Annotated in this window: 16 protein-coding genes and 3 tRNA genes; 8 read left to right on the top strand and 11 right to left on the bottom strand. The window is 72.0% G+C overall.

Annotated elements, in window-relative coordinates:
• Positions 1-102 precede the first annotated feature (102 nt).
• The 4 genes from purD to ABZ854_RS17220 all read left to right on the top strand — a co-directional run bounded on the left by purD (position 103) and on the right by ABZ854_RS17220 (position 6404).
• On the top strand, positions 103-1365 hold the full coding sequence (purD, locus tag ABZ854_RS17235; protein ID WP_361210947.1) for a phosphoribosylamine--glycine ligase: 1263 nt from the start codon (positions 103-105) through the stop codon (positions 1363-1365).
• 283 nt (positions 1366-1648) lie between these two features.
• Positions 1649-3637: a hypothetical protein gene (locus ABZ854_RS17230; protein ID WP_361210944.1), complete on the top strand. Its 1989-nt coding sequence runs from the start codon at positions 1649-1651 to the stop codon at positions 3635-3637.
• A gap of 279 nt (positions 3638-3916) precedes the next feature.
• Positions 3917-5434, top strand: coding sequence for a N,N-dimethylformamidase beta subunit family domain-containing protein (locus ABZ854_RS17225; protein WP_361210941.1), 1518 nt, complete (start codon positions 3917-3919; stop codon positions 5432-5434).
• Between the two features lie 70 nt (positions 5435-5504).
• On the top strand, positions 5505-6404 hold the full coding sequence (locus ABZ854_RS17220; RefSeq protein ID WP_361210938.1) for a phosphoribosylaminoimidazolesuccinocarboxamide synthase: 900 nt from the start codon (positions 5505-5507) through the stop codon (positions 6402-6404).
• Between the two features lie 56 nt (positions 6405-6460).
• Here the strand turns inward: ABZ854_RS17220 and ABZ854_RS17215 are convergent.
• The 8 genes from ABZ854_RS17215 to ABZ854_RS17180 form a co-directional block, all read right to left on the bottom strand.
• Positions 6461-6536, bottom strand: a tRNA-Gly gene (locus ABZ854_RS17215).
• A 23-nt stretch (positions 6537-6559) separates the two neighbouring features.
• The gene (locus tag ABZ854_RS17210) at positions 6560-7174 is read right to left on the bottom strand and encodes a response regulator transcription factor (protein ID WP_361210936.1); all 615 of its coding nucleotides are present in this window, start codon (positions 7172-7174) and stop codon (positions 6560-6562) included.
• The gene (locus ABZ854_RS17205) at positions 7171-8466 is read right to left on the bottom strand and encodes a histidine kinase (RefSeq protein ID WP_361210934.1); all 1296 of its coding nucleotides are present in this window, start codon (positions 8464-8466) and stop codon (positions 7171-7173) included. Before ABZ854_RS17205 ends, ABZ854_RS17210 begins: the two co-directional genes overlap by 4 nt.
• A gap of 87 nt (positions 8467-8553) precedes the next feature.
• Complete coding sequence (locus ABZ854_RS17200; protein ID WP_361211162.1) at positions 8554-9297, bottom strand: ABC transporter permease; 744 nt, start codon at positions 9295-9297, stop codon at positions 8554-8556.
• A 104-nt stretch (positions 9298-9401) separates the two neighbouring features.
• Positions 9402-10388: an ABC transporter ATP-binding protein gene (locus ABZ854_RS17195; RefSeq protein WP_361210931.1), complete on the bottom strand. Its 987-nt coding sequence runs from the start codon at positions 10386-10388 to the stop codon at positions 9402-9404.
• A gap of 122 nt (positions 10389-10510) precedes the next feature.
• Positions 10511-10583 (bottom strand) — tRNA-Gly (locus ABZ854_RS17190).
• An 82-nt stretch (positions 10584-10665) separates the two neighbouring features.
• Positions 10666-10737 (bottom strand) — tRNA-Gly (locus tag ABZ854_RS17185).
• 224 nt (positions 10738-10961) lie between these two features.
• Positions 10962-11279: an Lsr2 family protein gene (locus ABZ854_RS17180; protein ID WP_361210928.1), complete on the bottom strand. Its 318-nt coding sequence runs from the start codon at positions 11277-11279 to the stop codon at positions 10962-10964.
• A gap of 311 nt (positions 11280-11590) precedes the next feature.
• Between ABZ854_RS17180 and purS the strand changes: the two genes are divergently transcribed.
• From purS to purL, 3 genes are read left to right on the top strand one after another with little or no spacing between them, the layout of a single operon-like run.
• Positions 11591-11863: a phosphoribosylformylglycinamidine synthase subunit PurS gene (purS, locus tag ABZ854_RS17175; protein WP_129308198.1), complete on the top strand. Its 273-nt coding sequence runs from the start codon at positions 11591-11593 to the stop codon at positions 11861-11863.
• Entirely contained in the window at positions 11860-12540 is a 681-nt protein-coding gene (purQ, locus tag ABZ854_RS17170) for a phosphoribosylformylglycinamidine synthase subunit PurQ (protein ID WP_361210924.1), read from the top strand. The genes purS and purQ overlap by 4 nt, the downstream gene beginning before the upstream one ends.
• On the top strand, positions 12537-14795 hold the full coding sequence (gene purL / locus ABZ854_RS17165; RefSeq protein ID WP_361210921.1) for a phosphoribosylformylglycinamidine synthase subunit PurL: 2259 nt from the start codon (positions 12537-12539) through the stop codon (positions 14793-14795). The genes purQ and purL overlap by 4 nt, the downstream gene beginning before the upstream one ends.
• A gap of 70 nt (positions 14796-14865) precedes the next feature.
• Here purL and ABZ854_RS17160 read toward each other — a convergent pair whose 3' ends face one another.
• From ABZ854_RS17160 to ABZ854_RS17150, 3 genes are all read right to left on the bottom strand, one after another.
• Complete coding sequence (locus ABZ854_RS17160) at positions 14866-15147, bottom strand: type II toxin-antitoxin system RelE/ParE family toxin (protein WP_361210917.1); 282 nt, start codon at positions 15145-15147, stop codon at positions 14866-14868.
• Positions 15148-15150: 3 nt separating this feature from the next.
• Positions 15151-15432, bottom strand: a complete 282-nt coding sequence (locus ABZ854_RS17155; protein WP_361210914.1) for a type II toxin-antitoxin system Phd/YefM family antitoxin — start codon at positions 15430-15432, stop codon at positions 15151-15153.
• A 178-nt stretch (positions 15433-15610) separates the two neighbouring features.
• Positions 15611-17080, bottom strand: coding sequence for an MFS transporter (locus tag ABZ854_RS17150; protein ID WP_361210911.1), 1470 nt, complete (start codon positions 17078-17080; stop codon positions 15611-15613).
• Between the two features lie 96 nt (positions 17081-17176).
• Between ABZ854_RS17150 and ABZ854_RS17145 the strand changes: the two genes are divergently transcribed.
• On the top strand, positions 17177-17821 hold the full coding sequence (locus ABZ854_RS17145; protein ID WP_361210908.1) for a helix-turn-helix domain-containing protein: 645 nt from the start codon (positions 17177-17179) through the stop codon (positions 17819-17821).
• The last annotated feature ends 13 nt before the right edge of the window (positions 17822-17834 follow it).

Below are 17834 nucleotides of genomic sequence, written 5' to 3'. Positions count from 1 at the left end.
CGGACGTCCCCGGCGGACCTACCGGCGTGCGGCGGTTCTCGTAGGAACGCACAGCTTGGCCGGGGCCCGGGGTTCGGTGGGGTTGCCAGTAGGGTGAGGCACGTGAAGGTCCTCGTCATCGGTACCGGCGCCCGCGAACACGCCCTCTGCCGCTCCCTGTCCCTCGACCCCGACGTCACCGCGCTGCACTGCGCCCCCGGCAACGCCGGCATCGCCGAGGTCGCCGAGCTGCACCGGGTCGACCCGCTCGACGGCGCCGCCGTGGCCGCGCTGGCCACCGGTCTCGGTGCCGAACTCGTCGTCGTGGGCCCGGAGGCGCCGCTGGTCGCCGGGGTGGCCGACGCCGTCCGCGAGGCGGGCATCCCGGTGTTCGGCCCCTCCAAGGAGGCCGCGCAGCTGGAGGGGTCCAAGGCGTTCGCCAAGGACGTCATGGCGGCGGCCGGCGTGCCGACCGCGCGGTCCTACGTCTGCACCACCGAAGCGGAGGCCGCCGAGGCCCTCGCCGCGTTCGGTGCGCCCTACGTCGTCAAGGACGACGGGCTGGCCGCCGGCAAGGGCGTCGTCGTCACCGACGACATCGACGCCGCGAAGGCGCACGCGGCCGGCTGCGACCGCGTCGTCATCGAGGAGTTCCTCGACGGCCCCGAGGTCTCCCTGTTCGCGATCACCGACGGCGAGACGGTCGTACCGCTCCAGCCCGCCCAGGACTTCAAGCGGGCCCTGGATGGCGACGAAGGGCCGAACACCGGCGGCATGGGCGCGTACTCGCCGTTGCCCTGGGCCGACCCGAAGCTGGTCGACGAGGTGCTGCAGACCGTCCTCCAGCCGACCGTCGACGAACTGCGGCGGCGCGGCACCCCCTTCTCCGGCCTCCTCTACGCCGGCCTCGCGATCACCTCGCGCGGTGTCCGGGTCATCGAGTTCAACGCCCGCTTCGGCGACCCGGAGACCCAGGTCGTGCTGGCCCGCCTGCGGACCCCGCTGGCCGGTGTCCTGCTCGCCGCTGCGAACGGCACCCTCGCCGACCTGGAGCCGCTGCGCTGGAGCGAGGACGCGGCCGTCACCGTGGTCGTCGCCTCGCACAACTACCCCGGCACCCCCCGCACCGGTGACCCGATCACCGGTCTCGCCGAGGTGGCCGCCGAGGACGCCCCGCACGCCTACGTCCTGCACGCCGGGACCAGGCAGGACGGCGACGCGGTCGTCAGCGCGGGCGGCCGGGTGCTGTCCGTGACGGCCGTCGGGGAGGACCTCGGCGCGGCCCGCGCGCGGGCCTACCGGGCGGTGGCCCGCATCGGCCTCGACGGCTCCCAGCACCGGACGGACATCGCCGCGAAGGCGGCCGGAGCGGCCGAGGCCCGCTGAACCCCACCCCGTTCTGCCCTCAGGCCCCGGACGATCCGGGGCCTGATCTTTGCTGTCCGTCATCCACCTCTGACCAAAGCCATTCCATCGAGTGAGCAATCCGCCATCCGGCTGACGGGGGACCGGGCCCCAACTATGGTGCGGCGCAAGCGGTCCGGCACTTGGCCCACCGGCATTGCCACTTGGCCCACCGGCATTGCGATGTCAGTGGCGGGTGCCACAGTGGGGGAGTGAGCAACGCCAGGACAGCACGGCATCGGCAGGGAGGGGGTGAGGTCGGCGCATGACCGGAATCGGTGTGGAGGTGGCCGCGCAGGCCGCGCGTTCCCGAGCCCTCGCGGTGCTGCGCGTGCGGGGCCGGGCGCTGGGCGTGGCCCTGCTGCCCGCCGCCGCCGCGGTGATCCTGCTGACGGGTGGTTCCACCGGTCATTTCGTGGGCCGGGGCTGGGACGTGGCCCGCTGGGTCGTCTGCGTGCTGGCCGTGCTGGTGCTGCTCGCCGCGGCCGGCATCGCCCTCGTCGTGGCCCGCGCCCGCCCGGCCGTGACCCCGACGGTCCCGGTCACCGAGAAGTCCGCCCCGGACCTCTACCGGATGGTGCGCGACCTCGCCGACCGCCTCGACGTGCCCGCGCCCTCGGCGATAGCGCTCACCCCGGACTGCGACAGCTGGCTGGAGGACCGTACGCATCCGTCGCACGGCCCGCCCCCGCCCACGGGGTACGGCGAGCCGGCGGGCCCGGGTTCCCCGTCCGGTCCGCGGGGACGCGACGCCCGGCGCACCCGGCAGCACGTGGCCGCTCCCCTCCTCGTCATCGGCTCCCCCTTCCTGTGGTGGATGCGCGTCGGCGAGCTGCGCGCGGTCCTCGCCCCGGTCATCGCCGGTACGGCACCCTCCGCGCACCCCGACATAGCCGCCGCCCGGCGCTTCGTCCGGGGACTGGACGCCGCGGTGGCCGTCGCCGCCACACCCGGCCGCTGCCCGCTGACCCGCGCGGTGTGCGCCACCCTCGGCTGGGTGGCCCGGCTGCTGCTGCGCGGATGCCGGGAGCACGCGGTCCTGATGGAGCGGGGCGTCGCGACCTCGGCGGCGGAGCGCGCCCAGGCCGTGGACTACGGTCTGCGGATCGTCGCCCAGGAGCAGGTCGGGCTGGCGTACGCGGGCTGGGACCGGCTGCTGACCAAGGTGGCGCTGCCCGCCTGGCGCATGGGCCGCTGGCCGTCCCGGCTGGACGCGGGCGTGGTCTCCGCGCTGACCGAGCTGGCCCGCCGGGACCGGCTGGCCGAGGGGTTCACCTCACGGCTCGGCGAGCGCCCGGCCTGCGACCTGCTGGAGGAACCCGGCACGCTGGACGAGGCCGCGTCCCTGCTCGCCGCCCGGCTGTTCCACGGCGGCCCGGCGGAGCGGGGCCCGGACTGGGCTCCGGTGGATTGGGCGTCGTACCCGGAGGAGGTCGTGGACCGCACCTGGCGCGCGAACGCGGCCCGGCTGCACCGCGTCCTGGACTCCCTCGGCGTCCGCCCCACCCCCGACCCGGCCGCCCCCGACCCCGCCGGCCCCACCCTCTCCCGCGTCCTGGACCACCTCACGGAACGAGCCCCCGCCGAAGGCAACGCCGGCCGCGACGGCCACGCGGACCACGCCGACCACGCCGACCACACTGGCCCCATGGACCCGGATCCCACCGAGTCCGGCCCGGCCGAGCCCGGTCCCGCCGAGCCCACTCCCGCCGTGCCGGCCCACCCCGACGGTTCCGCCACCGCCGAAGACTCCGGCACCCTCGATCACCTCGATCACCTCGACGACCTCGATCACCTCGACGCCCTGGACGACCTCGACGACCCAGCCGACCCCGGTACCGAGCGCAGCGCCGCCCTCGCCGCCGGGCTGACCGCCGCGCTGGCCCGGGAAGAGGCGGCGGCCGGGGCCGGCGTGCCGAGCGGGGCGGCTGCCGCCGTGGCCGGGCAGGGCCCCGACAGCGCGCTCTGGGAGGACGGCGCGCTGCCGCTGTTCCCGCTGCAACCACCCCGCACCGCCCGAGAGCTCCTCGCCGAGCACGTCACGGCGATGGTGTGCTGCGCCGCCGTGGACACCGCCGGCGCGACCCCCGGCCTGGACTGGCTCGACGGACCCTCCCTGCTGCTGGGCGGCGAGCGGGCCACCGACCTCGCGCCCAGAGTGCTCAGCCTGATCGAGGAGGGAGATCCGGGCCCCCTGCGCGACTGGCTGGCGGCGTCCGGCATACGCCCGGAGAAGCCCGTACGGCTGGTCTGACCTCGCAACACGGAACCGACCCCGCACCAGGTACCGGAACGCCAACCTCCACTTCCGGTCAATTCGCAACGAATCGTGACCGAGCCCGTGCGTTATGTGATGTGCTGGGACCGACCACGCACATGGCAAGGGCATGCGACATACGACAGCACGCCCGAGCCGCCCGGCACGCCCGGCCCGACCGGCGACGGCGCGACCCGGGGCACAACAGCAGAGCGCACCGCGCAGCGCAGGCACCACCGGAAACAGGACACGGGGGCATGAGGGAGGGGAGCGACCATGGCCGCGGACCAGATCCGGCGCTGGGAGTCCGGAGCACTCGCGCACGCCGTCACCGACCCCTTCGGCCAGGGCCCCCTCCCCTGGCTGCGTGGCAGTGAGACCTACTTCGACGACACCGGCCAGGTGGTCCCCTGGTACATGGACCCGGTCCCGCCGCAGGCCGTCCCGCCCCAGCCCCCCGGCCAGGGCGCGCGCGTCCCGGCGCCCCGCGCCGCCGGCGCCACCGGCGGTCCCCGCTCCGCCGACGACGTGCACCGGCAGATCAAGGGCTTCACCGCCACCGGCACGGTCGTCCCCGGCGAGGCCATCGACTTCCACATCACCGTCGACCCGCCGCAGCAGTTCGGCGTCGACATCTACCGCATCGGCCACTACGGCGGTGACGGCGCCGCCAAGGTCACCACCAGCCCCCGCCTTTCCGGCATCGTCCAGCCCCCGCCGCTGACCGCCGACCGCACCGTCTCCTGCCACCACTGGTGGCTGTCCTGGCGGCTCCAGGTCCCCACCCACTGGAACAGCGGCGCCTACGTGGCCGTCCTCACCACCGCCGACGGCTACCGCTCCCACGTGCCGTTCACCGTCCGCGACGACCGCCCCGCCGACCTGCTCCTGCTGCTGCCGGACATCACGTGGCAGGCGTACAACCTGTACCCGGAGGACGGCCGCACCGGCGCCAGCCTCTACCACGCCTGGGACGAACAGGGCCGCCTGCTCGGCGAGTCCGACGCGGCGACCACGGTCTCCTTCGACCGCCCCTACGCCGGCGCGGGCCTGCCCCTGCACGTCGGCCACGCCTACGACGTCATCCGCTGGGCCGAGCGCTACGGCTACGACCTCGCCTACGCCGACGCCCGCGACCTGCACGCCGGCCGCGTCGACCCCACCCGCTACCGGGGCCTGCTCTTCCCCGGCCACGACGAGTACTGGTCGACGCCGATGCGCCGCACCGTCGAACTCGCCCGCGACCACGGCACCTCGCTGGTCTTCCTGTCCGCCAACACCATGTACTGGCACGTGGAGTTGGCGCCCTCGCCGTCCGGGACGCCCGACCGGCTGCTGACCTGCCGCAAACGCAAGGGCCCCGGCCGGCCGGTGCTCTGGCGGGAGATCGACCGGCCCGAACAGCAGCTGGTGGGCATCCAGTACGCGGGCCGCGTGCCCGAACCGCACCCGCTGATCGTCCGCAACGCGGGCCACTGGCTGTGGGACGCCACCGGAGCGCACGAGGGCGACGAGATCGACGGCCTGGTCGCCGGCGAGGCCGACCGGTACTTCCCGCGCACCCCGCTGCCCGAGCACGAGGAGCGCATCCTCCTCGCGCACTCGCCCTACACCGACACCGCCGGCGCCCGTCGGCACCAGGAGACCTCCCTCTACCGGGCCCCCTCCGGCGCCTGGGTCTTCGCCTCCGGCACCTTCGCCTGGTCCCCCGCGCTGGACCGCCCCGGCCACGTCGACCCCCGTATCCAGCGCGCCACGGCCAACCTCCTGGACCGCATCTGCAAACGCGACTGACCCCCTGCTCATCCCGATCATCCGCATACGGGAGAATCGAGGTACTCAGACAAAACCACGGGGAGGAACCGTGTCCGGATTCGTCGAAAAGCCCGAGCCGATCGAGGTTCCGGGACTGGTGCACCTGCACACCGGCAAGGTGCGCGAGCTGTACCAGAACGAGGCGGGCGACCTCGTGATGGTCGCCAGCGACCGCATGTCGGCCTACGACTGGGTGCTGCCCACCGAGATCCCCGACAAGGGCCGCGTCCTCACCCAGCTCTCCCTGTGGTGGTTCGACCAGCTGCGCGACCTCGCCCCCAACCACGTGATCAGCACGGTGGTCCCCGAGGGCGCCCCCGCCGACTGGGACGGCCGCACCCTGGTCTGCAAGTCGCTGAACATGGTCCCCGTGGAGTGCGTCGCCCGCGGCTACCTCACCGGCTCCGGCCTCCTCGAGTACCAGGAGACCCGGACCGTCTGCGGCCTCGCCCTCCCCGAGGGCCTCGTCAACGGCTCCGAGCTGCCCGGCCCGATCTTCACCCCGGCCACCAAGGCCGAGGTCGGCGAGCACGACGAGAACGTGTCGTACGAGGAGGTCGCCCGCCAGGTCGGCGCCGAGACCGCCGCCCAGCTCCGCCAGGCCACCCTCGCCGTCTACTCCCGCGCCCGCGACATCGCCCGCGACCGGGGCATCATCCTGGCCGACACCAAGTTCGAGTTCGGCTTCGACGGCGACACCCTGATCCTCGCCGACGAGGTGCTCACCCCGGACTCCTCCCGCTTCTGGCCGGCCGAGACCTGGGAGCCCGGCCGCGCGCAGCCGTCGTACGACAAGCAGTTCGTCCGGGACTGGCTGACCTCCGCCGAGTCCGGCTGGGACCGCAAGAGCGAGCAGCCCCCGCCACCGCTCCCGCAGCAGGTCGTCGAGGCGACCCGCGCCAAGTACGTGGAGGCCTACGAGCGCCTGACCGGCGTCCGCTGGTCGTAGGGCCTGTCCGGCGGACATGGAGAAAGCCCCCGGTGAGAACCGGGGGCTTCTTCCGCTGGAGCGGACGACGAGGCTCGAACTCGCGACCTCAACCTTGGCAAGGTTGCGCTCTACCAACTGAGCTACGTCCGCAGTGCGCCGTGGCGCGAGAGCAACTATACCCAACCCCGCTCCCGCGCGAGCCGCACCGCCGTGTGCCGGTTCTCCGCCCCCAGCTTCGTCACCGCCGAGGAGAGGTAGTTCCGCACGGTCCCCGGGGACAGCGCGGCCCGCTCGGCGATCTCCGTGACCGGCGCCCCGTCGGCGGCCAGTTCCAGCACCTCGGCCTCCCGTACGGTCAGCGGCGAGTCACCGGCGGAGATCGCGTCGGCGGCCAACTCGGGGTCGACGTACCGGTTTCCCGCGTGCACGGTCCGGATGATCTCGGCGAGCCGCTGCGCGCTGACCGTCTTCGGGACGAACCCGCGCACACCCGCCGCGAGCGCCCGCTTCAGATGCCCGGGCCGGCCGTGACCGGTGACGATCAGCACCCGGCAGCCGGGCAGTTCGGACCGCAGGGATGTGGCGACCTTCACACCGTCCGCGCCCGGCATCTGCAGATCGAGGACGGCCACGTCGGGCGCGTGCGCGCGGGCCATGGCGAGTGCCTCGGGACCGCTGGCCGCCTCCGCGACCACCACCAGGTCGTCCTCCAGCCCGAGCAGCGCGGCCAGCGCGCCCCGGATCAGGTGCTCGTCGTCGGCGAGCAGCAGCCGCACCGGACCGCTCATGGCGTGACCCCGCTCACTTCGCCGGTCTTCTCCCACTCGGTCCCCGCCGCCTGCACGGGCACCTCGGCCACCACCCGGAACCGGTCCCCGCCGGCCGGACCCGCCTCCAGCGTCCCGTCCACCACGGCCAGCCGCTCCCGCAGCCCGGCGAGCCCGGACCCGCCGGGCCCGGAGCCGGACGCCGGGCCACCCTCCCCACCCTCGCTCGTCACCCCGTCGTTCTCCACCGTCAGCACCACACACCCCTCCCGTGCCCGGAGCCCCACCGTGCAGCGGGCGGCGTCCCCGTGCCGCAGCACGTTGGTGGTCGCCTCCCGCACCACCCAGCCGAGGGCGGACTGCACCTCGGCGGGCAGCCCGCCGGCCTCGTCGCGGACCTCGCAGTGGATCCCCGCGGCCGTCAACACCCCCTGTGCACCGGCAAGTTCGGCGGCGAGATCGGCCGCCCGGTAGCCGCGTACGACATCGCGCACCTCCCGCTGCGACTCCTGCGCGATGCGCTGCACCTCGATCATCTGCTCCACGGCCTCCGGCCGTTCGCGCCGGGCCAGCTGGACCGCCAGCTCGCTCTTGAGCGCGATGACGGCGAGGTTGCGGCCCAGCACGTCGTGCAGGTCCCGCCCGAACCGCAGCCGTTCCTCGGCCACCGCGAGCCGCGCCTCCACCTCACGGGCCCGTTCCGCCTCCCACAGCACCGACAGCGTCCAGGCGCCGCACCGGCTGGCCAACAGCGAGAAGACCACGGCGAAGGCGGTCATGGCAGCGGTGGCGAGAACGCCGGAGACATCCGCGTCGATGAGCCCCACGGCGGCCATGAGCAGCACCGCGAGGACGCCGGCCCGGCGCAGGCACACGCGGACGGGCACGACCAGCGCGTAGATCAGCCCGAACGGCACCAGTGCGCCGCCGATCGTGAACCGCGTCGTCAGCGCGTCGATCCCGTCCAGCGCGGTCAGCGTCATGACCAGCGCGAGGGCCAGGGCGAGCAGCAGGACCGAGCCGGTCAGCGCCTTCGGCGGCACCGCGCGGCGGCCGAGGTAGTGGTCGAGCGCGGGCCTGGTGAGCCGGCTCGCGGCGACGCACTGCAGGGCGCCGACGAGGAGCAGCAGCCCGCCCAGCGCCAGCGGGAGCGGGCGCCGCTCCAGGTTCCCGGCCAGCGGCAGCGGCAGCCAGCACATCGCGAAGAACCAGATCGTCCCGTGCCAGGTGATGACGGTGTGCAGCTCGACCCGCTCGGCCTTGCTCCGCTCCCGCCAGTGGCGCTGCTGCAACCCTCGGATCCGCCTGAGCATGTGCACCTTCCCTGGATACGCCTACCGGCGACGCCTTCCCGGACCCATCGGCATACGTCACGTCCGAGTACGTCACGCCGGCGTACCTCACCGGCGTGCCTCCCACCGGAACCACCGCCGTACAGCCAACACCGACAGGACGGTCCAGGCCAGTGCGGTCACCAGGGCGACCAGGATCTCGTGCCCGCTCAGCTGTCCGCTCCAGCCGCCGCGGACCAGCCGGATGGCCGGGGACAGCGGCAGCAGGTCGCAGACCCGGGCGAGCTTGTCCGGCAGGAGCTCGGTCGGGACCGCCATGCCGGAGCCCAGCATCGACACGAACACCAGGGGCAGCGCCGTGACCTGGGCGCTCTCGGCGGTCCGGGTGAAGGACGCGGTGAGCGCGGCCAGCGCGGCGCTCACCACCAGCCCGGCGAGTACCCCGGGCACGATCAGGTACGCCGCACGGGGCGCGCCGGTGTGCAGCAGTACCGCGCAGCCGGCCGACAGCAGGAGGGCCTGGGCGAGGCCGACGCCGACCGCGGGCAGGGCCGTACCGGTGAGGATCTCGGCGTCGGAGAGTTCGCCGGTGCGCAGGCGCTTCAGGACGAGTTCCTCGCGGCGGGCGACGTAGGCGCCGACGAGGGTGGTGTAGACGGCGAAGAGGAAGGAGAAGCCGATGGACGCGGTCAGCATGACCGTGCCGACGGAGAGTCCCTGCTTCTCGACGTCCATCTGGTCGATGGCCGGCCGCACGCTGAACGGCAGTACGAGCGGCACGAGCAGCGCGGTGACGACGGCGCCGCGATTGCGCCCCAGCAGGGCCAGTTCGGCCCGCCCGAGCGCCCGCAAGCGCCGTGCGACGGGCCGCCAGGCGACCCCGCTCCGGAGGCGGCCACCCGCGTCCGTTCCCGTCCCGTTCACGCGCTGTGCCCCCACTTCGGTCCCGGTCCCGCTCACGCAGCCTCCTCCTTCTCACCGGTGATTGCGCCGCTGATTCCGCCGGTGCCCCCGCCGGTGATCCCGCCCGCGATCTGGAGGAACGCCTCCTCCAGGGACGCCGAGCGGACGTCCAGCCCGCGCAGCTCGACCCCCGCCCGTTCGGCCCAGGTCAGCACGGCGGTGGCGGACCGCTGGAGTTCCCGGGTGCGCAGTCGTACGACGTTCCCCTCGACCTCGTGCCCGCAGACGCCGAGGCCGGCGAGCGGGGGCAGGTCTCCGAGCAGGTATCCGTCCGGCAGCTCGAAGGAGATCCGGGACGGCCGGCCCGCGGTGACCTCGTCCGGGGTGCCGGCGGCGGCGATACGGCCGGCGTGCAGGATTGCGAGCCGGTCGGCGAGACCCTCCGCCTCCTCCAGGTAGTGCGTGGTGAGCAGCACGGTCGTGCCCGTGTCGCGCAGCGCCCGCACCAACTCCCAGGTGTCCCGGCGCCCTTCGGCGTCGAGCCCGGTCGTCGGCTCGTCCAGGAACAGCACCTCGGGGTCGTTCAGCAGGGCCAGCGCCAGGTCGAGGCGGCGCCGTTCGCCGCCGGAGAGCTGCTTGACCCGCACCCCCCACTTGTCCCCGAGCCCGACCAGCTCCAGGACCTCCCGTTCGGGGCGGGGGGCGGTGGTGCAGCCCGCCCACAGCCGGGCGGTCTCGGCGACGGTCAGTTCGGTGGGGAAGCCGCCCTCCTGGAGCATCACTCCGGTGCGGGGGCGTACGGCGTGCCGTTCGCGGTAGGGGTCGTGGCCGAGGATCCGGATCCGGCCCGCGGCCGGTGCGGCGAGCCCCTCCAGCAGTTCGACGGTCGACGTCTTGCCGGCGCCGTTGGTGCCCAGCAGCGCGAAGACCTCTCCCCGGGCGACGGAGAAGGTGATTCCGCGCACGGCCTCGAACCCGCCCCCGTACACACGCCGGAGGCCGGTGACCTCGATCACGTGCTCGTGTTCGTCGGTGTCCATGTCCCCAGCGTTCCGCCGGGAGGGGCGGAACGGCAGTGCGGGGTGTCATCGACGGGCATGACAAATGTCAGAAGCGGGGAGAACGAAAAAACCCCGGCCCACTGGACCGGGGTTTCATCCCGAGCGGACGACGAGGCTCGAACTCGCGACCTCAACCTTGGCAAGGTTGCGCTCTACCAACTGAGCTACGTCCGCACTGCTCCCGACCGGCTCCCACCGATCGGTGCGGGCACCAGCCTACCTGATCCACAAGAGTGGTTCGGACCGGCGGTGCCAGAGCGGGTGACAGGAATTGCACACTGCGCCTTCCCCCTGGAAGGGGGATGTTCTACTACTGAACTACACCCGCACGCCGTCCTCGGGATCCGGCCATTCGGCCTCGCCCCTCGGCGTGTCCCAGACACTAGCTGATCAGCGGGGGGGTTGCGCAAGTCGGTTCCGCCGACGCCGCGCGCCGACCCGCCGCGCGGGGCCCCTCGCCGGTGCGTCCTGGCCGAACGCCTCGGCGCACCCGGCCAAGTCAGCGGCTCTCAGGGCCCGCTGACGGGCCCTGAGAACTGCCCCTCGCGGGCTTCACTGGGCGGCGCTGAACGCCTCGTACACCTTCTTCGGGATGCGGCCGCGCGTCGGCACGTCCATCTTGTTCGCCTGGGCCCAGGCGCGGACGGCCGCCGGGTCGGGGGCGACCTCCGTCTGCTTGTACGCCTTGCCGGAGCGCGAGCGCTTGCGGCCGGCGTCCACGTAGGGCGCGAGCGCCTTGCGCAGTTTCTTTGCGTTGCCCTCGTTCAGGTCGATCTCGTACGACTTGCCGTCGAGTCCGAAGGCGATCGTTTCCGCCGCTTCCGAGCCGTCGATGTCGTCAAAGAGCGTGACCACGACCTTTTGCGCCACGAATATCGGTCCCTTCGTGCGGCACGTCGATACAGCTCATCGGCGATGACGTGCCGAGTATCGGCTATTGCCAATTCATTTGTACAGTGCCCGGCAATGCAAAGTGAAGCCCGACTAAATCCGTCGGTGTGTCCCAAGGCAATAGCTGCCGTGGGGGGATCGTGGGAACTTTCCCAGATTTTTTCGTGGGACCACCCGGCTGTCACCCGATCGTGACAGCCGTCACGTAGTTTCCTCCAACTCTACTCGCGTAGAAATTTTGTGCGGGTAGTCTGAAGGAACCTGCTCAGCACCACACACCGGGAGTGCCAGTGGCACGCGTCGTAGTCGACGTCATGCTCAAGCCGGAGATCCTCGACCCCCAGGGCCAGGCGGTCCAGCGTGCGCTGCCGCGCCTGGGTTTCGACGGGATCTCGGACGTCCGTCAGGGAAAGCGATTCGAACTGGAAGTTGACGGGCCGGTCGACGAGGCCGCGCTCGCCCGCATCCATGATCTCGCGGAATCCTTCCTCGCCAACACCGTGATCGAGGACTTCACCGTCAAGGTGGAGGAGTCCGCCGAAGTCGCGGAGGCCGCAAAGTGACCGCTCGTATTGGCGTCGTCACTTTTCCGGGGAGCCTGGACGACCGGGACACCCAGCGCGCGATCCGCCTCGCGGGGGCCGAACCGGTCGCCCTGTGGCACAAGGACAAGGACCTCAAGCAGGTCGACGCCGTGGTGCTGCCCGGCGGTTTCTCCTACGGCGACTATCTGCGGGCCGGCGCCATCTCCCGCTTCTCGCCGGTGATGGGGACGGTTATCGAGCAGGCGAAGGCCGGCCTGCCGGTCCTCGGTATCTGCAACGGCTTCCAGGTCCTCACCGAGGCCCACCTCCTCCCGGGCGCGATGCTCGGCAACGACCACCTCCACTTCGTCTGCCGCGACCAGAAGCTGCGGGTGGAGAACGCGGAGACCGCCTGGACCGGCGACTACCGCGTCGGCCAGGAGATCCACATCCCGCTGAAGAACATGGACGGCCGGTACGTCGCCGACGACTACACGCTCGACAAGCTGGAGGCGGAGGGCTGCGTCGCCTTCCGCTACCTGGACGTCAACCCCAACGGCTCCCTCCGTGACATCGCCGGCATCACCAACGAGGCCGGGAACGTCGTCGGCCTCATGCCGCACCCGGAGCACGCCACCGAGCCGCTGATCGGTACGGGCCGTACCGACGGGCTGCCGTTCTTCACCTCGATCCTCAAGAAGCTGGTCAACGCATGAGCCGGACGCCTCTGGACACGGTCGAGCACGCGGCCGCGACCCCCGACGTCGAGCTGCCCTGGGCCGAACTCGGCCTGAAGAAGGACGAGTACGAGCGGGTCGTGGAGATCCTGGGCCGCCGCCCCACGGGCGCGGAGCTGGCCATGTACTCGGTCATGTGGTCCGAGCACTGCTCGTACAAGTCCTCCAAGGTCCACCTCCGCCAGTTCGGCGAGAAGGCCCCGGAGAACGACGCGATGCTCGTCGGCATCGGAGAGAACGCCGGTGTGGTCGACGTCGGCCACGGGTACGCCGTGACCTTCAAGGTCGAGTCGCACAACCACCCGTCGTACGTCGAGCCCTACCAGGGCGCGGCCACGGGTGTCGGCGGCATCGTCCGCGACATCATCGCGATGGGCGCCCGCCCGGTCGCCGTCGTCGACCCCCTGCGCTTCGGTGCGGCGGACCACCCCGACACCAAGCGGGTGCTCCCCGGCGTCGTCGCCGGCATCGGCGGCTACGGCAACTGCCTGGGCCTGCCCAACATCGGCGGCGAGGTCGTCTTCGACGCCTGCTACCAGGGCAACCCGCTGGTCAACGCCGGTGCCATCGGCGTGATGCGGCACGAGGACATCCACCTCGCGAAGGCGTCCGGCGCCGGGAACAAGGTCATCCTCTACGGTGCCCGGACCGGCGGCGACGGCATCGGCGGAGCCTCCATCCTGGCCTCCGAGACCTTCGACGACGCCAAGCCGTCCAAGCGCCCCGCCGTCCAGGTCGGCGACCCCTTCCAGGAGAAGCTGCTCATCGAGTGCACCCTGGAGGCGTTCGCCGAGAAGCTGGTCGTCGGCATCCAGGACCTCGGCGCGGCGGGCCTGTCCTGCGCGACGAGCGAGCTGGCGTCGAACGGCTCGGGCGGCATGCGCGTGACGCTCGACGACGTACCACTGCGTGACTCGACGCTCTCGCCCGAGGAAATCCTCATGAGCGAGTCGCAGGAGCGCATGTGCGCGGTGGTCGAGCCGGCGAAGGTCGACCGTTTCCTGGAGATCTGCGCCAAGTGGGACGTCATCGCCACCGTCATCGGTGAGGTGACCGACGGCGACCGCCTGGAGATCTACTGGCACGGCGGCAAGATCGTCGACGTCGACCCGCGCACGGTGGCGCACGAGGGCCCGGTCTACGAGCGCCCGTACGCCCGCCCCGACTGGCAGGACGCCCTCCAGGCGGACGACGCGAACAAGCTGCCCCGGCCGTCGACGCCCGAGGAACTCAAGGCCCAGGTGCTGAAGCTGGTCGCCTCCCCCAACCAGGCGTCCAAGAAGTGGATCACGCAGCAGTACGACCACTTCGTGCAGGGCAACACCGTCCTCGCGATGCCCGAGGACTCGGGCATGATCCGCGTCGACGAGGAGACCGGCCTCGGTGTCGCCCTCGCGACGGACGGCAACGGCCGCTACGCCAAGCTGGACCCGTACACCGGTGCCCAGTTGGCCCTGGCCGAGGCGTACCGGAACGTGGCGACCACCGGCGCCAAGCCGCTCGCCGTCTCCGACTGCCTGAACTTCGGCTCGCCCGAGGACCCGGCGGTGATGTGGCAGTTCGCGGAGGCCGTCCGCGGTCTCGCCGACGGCTGCCGGCAGCTCGGCACCCCGGTCACCGGCGGCAATGTCTCGCTCTACAACCAGACGGGCGAGGCGGCGATCCACCCCACCCCCGTGGTGGCCGTCCTCGGCGTGATCGACGACGTGGCCCGCCGCACCCCGGTCGCCTTCCAGGAGGAGGGCCAGCTGATCTACCTCCTCGGCGACACCCGCGAGGAGTTCGGCGGCTCGGCCTGGTCCCAGGTCGTCCACGACCACCTCGGCGGCCTGCCCCCGAAGGTGGACCTGGAGCGCGAGCGCCTGCTGGCCGAGATCCTGATCTCCGCCTCCCGCGACGGTATGGTCGACTCGGCTCACGACCTGTCCGACGGCGGCCTCGTCCAGGCGGTCGTGGAGTCCGCCCTGCTGGGCGGCAAGGGCGCGCGTCTCGTCGTACCCGACGGCCTGGACGCGTTCACCTTCCTGCTCTCCGAGTCCGCCGGCCGCGCGATCGTCGCGGTCCCGCGCTCGGAGGAGGTCCGCTTCAACGACATGTGCGGCGCCCGCGGCCTCCCGGCCACCCGCATCGGCGTGGTCGACGGCGACGCGGTCGAGATCCAGGGCGAGTTCACCCTCCCCCTGCCCGACCTCCGCGAGGCCCACGAGTCGACGATCCCGGCCCTGCTGGCGTAGGTTCCGCCCGTACTACAGCCAGGCCCCGCCCGTCCTCCGCGTGACGGGCGGGGCCTCGCGTGTGCTGGGTCTAGGGAACCTGGCGGTAGACATCGCGGCGATGGCCGACAGCAAGAACCCACACGATGAGTTGGCCGTCCTCCACGGTGTAGACGACGCGGTAGTCGCCGACCCTGAGCCGCCAACGTGCGCTGTGCCCCTGGAGGGCCTTGACGTCGAACGCCGTTGTGTCGCTCTCGTCCATCGCCTTCTGGAGTTCGGCCAGGCGGTAGAGGATGCGCAGGGCGTCCGGGCGGGGGATCTTGAGCAGGTCCCGCTGAGCGCGGGGTGTGAAGCGAGTGGCGAACCCCATGGCTCAGTCCTGCTGGGCACGGAGCAGCGCGGCCATCTCCTCGAGGGAGACCGACCCTTCCGTCCCCTCGGACTCGGCTTCGTCCGCCAGTCGGTTGAGCCAGGCCTCTTCCGCGTCTTCGGCGATCCTGCGCAGGCGCTGGTATTCCTGGATATCGATCACGACGGCTTCCTGCTTGCCGCGCCGGGTGATGATCGTCGGGGTCTCTTCTCGGCGAGCGCGGTCGATGACGTCGGCTAGGTGACCCCGTACCTCGGCCATGGATTCGATCACCGGTTCACTCATGCCATGAATGTAGCAGATGTACATCTATTGCATCTCGGGCCCGGATCGGGGTGACCGGCCATCCCAGGCACCCCTGTCGCCCCCGTGCCGACGTGGGTCGGTTCGCGGGTCACCTCGCCTTCCAGGCCGGTAGTCGCTCGCGGCGCAGCCGGACACTGTCTTCAGGCCGGTGATCACTTCAGGCGTCCTGGCCGCTCAGCCGGAACCCTGCGGGGATCGGCGTGGGGGTGGGCTTCGGGAGGCGCAGTGCCAGGGTCAGGCACAGGAGCATCAGGCCCGCGCCGCACAGGAACACCGTGTCCATGGCGGACACGTAGGCGTGGACGCCGGCTGTCCGGGCCGCGCCGTGGAGGGAGGCGAGGGCGCCGATGGTGCCGGGGCCGTCGTAGAGGCGGTTGAGGAGGGTGCCGAAGAGGGCGACGCCGAGGGCCGTGCCGAGGGTCTGGAAGAAGCGGATGGCGGTGGTGGCGACGCCGAGCTGGGCCGGGGGCGCCGACTGCTGCACCAACTGGATCAGCTGGCCGAGGAGTTGGCCGAAGCCGATGCCGAAGAGGAGCAGCGTGCCGCGCAGTTGCCACAGGGAGGTGTCCGCGCCGGTGGTGGAGAGGAGCAGGAACGCCGCCAGGGTGACGACCGCGCCGCTGATCACGAACGTCCGCTCGGACCAGCCGCGTTCGCCGAGCCGGCCGGTGACGATGCCGACGGCGGTGATGCCGAGGGCCATGGGCAGCAGGAACATGCCGGCGGAGGAGCTGCTGACGCCCCGGGCGACCTGGAGGTAGACCAGGACGTAGTACATGGCACCGGTCATGGCCGCGCCGATCAGGGCCTGGATCGCGAAGCCCAGCCGCAGCTCGGGGACGCGGAACAGGGCGGGCGGGAGGATCGGTTCGGCAGCCGTCCGCTGCCGGCGCAGGAACAGCGCGAGGGTGCCCGCGGCGAACACGGCCAGGACGGCTATCGGCGCTGACGTCCACGCGTACTGCTTGCCGCCCCACTCGGTGATCAGCAGCAGCGTGGCGGAGAAGGCGGCGGCCAGGCCCGCGCCGGTGAAGTCGATGGTGCGGCCGCGGGTGTCGTGGGGCAGGCGCAGGACGACCACGGCCGTCGCGAGCGCCGCGATGCCGAGCGGCAGGTTGACGTAGAAGGCCCAGCGCCAGCTCGCGTGGTCGGCGAGGAAACCGCCGAGCCACGGGCCGACCGCCATGCCGCCGCCCGCGACGACCCCGCCGGCGCCGGCGCCCTTGTTCTTCTTCTCGCCCGGCCCCTTCAGCTGGGCGATGACGACCATCGTCACGCTCATCAGCCCGCCCGCGCCGATCCCCTGCACGGCCCGGGACGCGATCAGCCAGCCGATCGACTGGGCCGCGCCGCAAAGCGCCGAGCCCGCGAGGAAGGTCCCGAGGGCGCCGAGGAACACCCGCTTGGCGCCGACGACGTCGCAGAGCCTGCCGTACAGCGGGAGCATCGCCGCCGACGCGAGGGCGAACGCGCTGACCAGCCAGGGGATCCGGGCGATGCCGTGGTCGGGATCGAGGTCGCGGACGATCGGCACGGTCGCCGCGGACACGATCTGCATGTCCAGGACGGCCAGCACGATCGTGATCAGGCACACGAGCGAGCCGAGTTTGCGCTGGGTTTCGGTCATGGCCCCTACTCTGCCCTGAGAACATGTACTGAGTCAATCTTTCATCCACGATTAAGTTTCGCCCGGGCCTAAAGTTCGTCTTGGTAAGGTGAGGTCATGGCTGAGGCGACGACGATGGGGCTGCGCGAGCGGAAGAAGCAGCAGACGGCCCGGCGGATCTACCGGGCCGCGGTCGAACTGTTCGCCGAGCGTGGCTTCGACGACGTCTCCGTGCAGGAGATCGCCGACGCCGCCGAGGTCTCGAAGATGACCGTCTTCAACTACTTCGGGACGAAAGAGGACCTGATCTTCCGGCCCATGGAGGAGCACTTCTCCGACACCGCCCGCGCCGTCCGCGACCGTCGGCCCGGCGAGTCCGCCGTGGACGCCGTACGCCGCCAGTTCCTGGAGATGGTCGAGGAGCGGGACCCCTCCGTCGGCCTCAACCCCGAGGCGTCCACCCGCCAGGTACGCGAACTGGTGCTGCGCACCCCCGTGCTGATGGAGCGTGCCTTCCTCGCCGCCCAGAAGGGCACCCGTGAACTCGCCGACCTGCTGGCCGCCGAGACCGGCGACATGATGACGGCCACCATCGCCGCCGCCACCCTCAGCGCCGCACGCAACGCCCTGATCGAGGAGCACCACCGCCGCACCGCCGAGGGCGAGACCGCCGACCAGGTCGCCGCCGACGCCGCCGAACGCGCCCGGCACGCCTTCGCGTTGGTCGAGAACGGACTCAAGGACTACGCCGTCAGGGCATAGGCTCGCCCCTTGC

It is taken from the genome of Streptomyces sp. NPDC047028 (assembly GCF_040644095.1).
Taxonomy (GTDB): domain Bacteria; phylum Actinomycetota; class Actinomycetes; order Streptomycetales; family Streptomycetaceae; genus Streptomyces.
Note: the sequence above shows the minus strand (reverse complement) of the source record. Positions and strands in the feature narration are given on the sequence as shown.

Coding starts and splice junctions, on each gene's coding strand:
- ABZ854_RS17230 (WP_361210944.1), top strand. CDS start 1,649: ATGACCGGAATCGGTGTGGAGGTGGCCGCGCAGGCCGCGCGTTCCCGA.
- ABZ854_RS17225 (WP_361210941.1), top strand. CDS start 3,917: ATGGCCGCGGACCAGATCCGGCGCTGGGAGTCCGGAGCACTCGCGCAC.
- ABZ854_RS17210 (WP_361210936.1), bottom strand. CDS start 7,174: ATGAGCGGTCCGGTGCGGCTGCTGCTCGCCGACGACGAGCACCTGATC.
- ABZ854_RS17205 (WP_361210934.1), bottom strand. CDS start 8,466: ATGCTCAGGCGGATCCGAGGGTTGCAGCAGCGCCACTGGCGGGAGCGG.
- ABZ854_RS17195 (WP_361210931.1), bottom strand. CDS start 10,388: ATGGACACCGACGAACACGAGCACGTGATCGAGGTCACCGGCCTCCGG.
- purL (WP_361210921.1), top strand. CDS start 12,537: ATGAGCCGGACGCCTCTGGACACGGTCGAGCACGCGGCCGCGACCCCC.
- ABZ854_RS17160 (WP_361210917.1), bottom strand. CDS start 15,147: ATGGGGTTCGCCACTCGCTTCACACCCCGCGCTCAGCGGGACCTGCTC.
- ABZ854_RS17155 (WP_361210914.1), bottom strand. CDS start 15,432: ATGAGTGAACCGGTGATCGAATCCATGGCCGAGGTACGGGGTCACCTA.
- ABZ854_RS17150 (WP_361210911.1), bottom strand. CDS start 17,080: ATGACCGAAACCCAGCGCAAACTCGGCTCGCTCGTGTGCCTGATCACG.
- ABZ854_RS17145 (WP_361210908.1), top strand. CDS start 17,177: ATGGCTGAGGCGACGACGATGGGGCTGCGCGAGCGGAAGAAGCAGCAG.